General features: G+C 72.1%; 2 protein-coding genes. One reads left to right on the top strand and one right to left on the bottom strand.

Going from position 1 to position 1435, the window contains the following annotated elements:
* Positions 1–251: 251 nt before the first annotated feature.
* On the bottom strand, positions 252–1046 hold the full coding sequence (locus A5681_RS06735) for a DUF2470 domain-containing protein (protein ID WP_067271058.1): 795 nt from the start codon (positions 1044–1046) through the stop codon (positions 252–254).
* Positions 1047–1133: 87 nt separating this feature from the next.
* On the opposite strand from A5681_RS06735, the gene A5681_RS06730 reads away from it, so the two are divergent.
* Positions 1134–1435 (top strand): prephenate dehydratase domain-containing protein (locus A5681_RS06730; protein ID WP_331710630.1); only part of this gene is annotated, 302 nt, incomplete at its 3' end.

The raw sequence follows: 1435 nt of genomic DNA, 5'->3' as shown, positions 1-1435 counted from the left end.
CAGCCCCGCTACACGCTGGTCCGCCTGGAGATCGCGTCCGTCGTCGTCACCGACGCGACCGGCGCCGAACGCCGCAGCGGAGTGGTCCGTTCGGCCGGCGCCGGCGGGGGCGCCCCGCGCCGAATGACCTGTGACGGCTCGGTGCGCGGTTCGGGAGGCTTGCGCCCGGGCGGCCCGGGCGGGCGGGCCCGGTGCGGTGGTCGATCGCCGTTCACCCGGTTAACGTACCGGCCGGTGTCCCCGGGATTCGATTACGAGCGGGCGCGCAGACCGTTGATGAACGGGCAGCCCATCAACACGCGGATGGCCTGGCTCAGCCCGGTCATGTCGTCCACCGGCTTGTGGAACGGCAGCCGGACGTCGTGGTCGCGGTCGGGGCCTTCGACACGGAACCGCACACCGTAGCGATCGAGCCCGAGCGGGCGCACCTGCCCGCGGCGCAAGGGCGCGGGCAGCCGGGACACCAGCCGCGCAACCACGTCGCTGTGGGCGGTGTCCAAGTGCCACAGCAGGTTCGACTCGACCTCGCAGAAGGGGTCGGGCCGGGCGGCGAGGAGATCCTCGACGCTGACGGGCTCGGCGCCGGTCGCGTCGGTGACGACGACGGACGCGATCTCCAGGCGGACCAGCGTGTAGCGGGGGTCCTGCCCGTCGGAGGGCGCGGACCGCGGGGTGTCGACCTGGAGCAGCGCGGGATGCGGCCACTCGGCGGCGATCAGGTCGACCGTCTCGGCGACGTCGGCCGGATGGAATTCCTGCACGCGTCCGCGCACCCATACCAGCGAGCGCACCGGTTCCCGCAGCGGCAGCGGGGCGTAGTCGGTCAGCTCCAGGACGGCCTGGGCTCCGGCGACGGTGTCGTCGGTGCTGGGAAGGGCCAGCGCGAAGGACCCGTCGGGCAGCAGGTGGTGGACCGGGGTCACGACCGGATCCGGGCGCGCGGGCCCGGTCTCGAGGGCCAGCAGGGCACCGCCGGCGCGGACGCACGCGCTGCGGATTCGTTCGGCAGTCGTCGGGGCGGGGCAGGCGGTCAGCGGTAACACCATTCTCCTTAAATTAGGTAAGCCTAAGTTAACTTAGAAGGCGGAGCGCCGCAAGAGCGGTTCGGCGCCGCGCGCCGCTAGGGTTGGGGCGTGGTCCGCATCGCTTATCTCGGTCCGGAAGGGACCTTCACCGAGGCGGCGCTGTTGCAGATCACGGCCGCCGGTCTGATTCCCGAACAGGGCCTCGACGAGGTCCGGCGACTGCCCCTCGACAGCACCGCCGCCGCGCTGGACACCGTCCGCGACGGCGGGGCCGAGTACGCCTGCGTTCCGATCGAGAACTCGATCGACGGATCCGTGACGCCCACCCTCGACAGCCTGGCCATCGGCTCGCCCCTGCAGGTGTTCGCCGAAACCACCCTGGACGTCGCGTTCACCATCGTCGTCCGGCC

This window comes from Mycobacterium scrofulaceum (assembly GCF_001667885.1).
Taxonomy (GTDB): Bacteria; Actinomycetota; Actinomycetes; order Mycobacteriales; family Mycobacteriaceae; genus Mycobacterium; species Mycobacterium scrofulaceum_C.
The sequence above is the reverse complement of the archived record's forward strand: the minus strand, read 5'-3'. Positions and strand labels throughout refer to the sequence as shown.

Excerpts from the sequence above, each read along its gene's own strand:
- A5681_RS06735 (WP_067271058.1), bottom strand. The coding sequence starts at position 1,046 with ATGGTGTTACCGCTGACCGCCTGCCCCGCCCCGACGACTGCCGAACGA.